Source organism: Lysinibacillus sp. RU7 (assembly GCF_057837305.1).
In genome coordinates this window covers 1-236 of the sequence record NZ_JBYQFK010000312.1, presented here as the reverse complement: position 1 = coordinate 236, position 236 = coordinate 1, and the positions used below count along the sequence as shown (strand labels likewise).

The window sequence follows — 236 nt, the reverse complement described above, 5'->3', positions numbered from 1 at the left end:
AGTTCGGCGATGGCGGCCTTGGCGGCGGCGACGCGCGTGCGGTCCAGTTCGTTGTTCGCATCCTCAAGCGGCAATTCCAGACCGCGCAGCAGCAGCGGCAGCGTCAGGCTGGCGATCACCAGCGAGAACAGGATGACACCGCAGGCCAGGAAGATGACGAGATCGCGCGCGGGAAAAGGCGAGCCGTCATTCAGCGTCAGCGGCAGGGTAAGCGCACCGGCCAGCGTGATCGCACC

1 pseudogene is annotated in these 236 nt (G+C 66.5%); it reads right to left on the bottom strand.

Annotation, left to right across the window (positions count from 1 at the left end):
• Positions 1-236, bottom strand: a pseudogene (locus AC3II9_RS22520) (hypothetical protein); the annotation flags it as partial.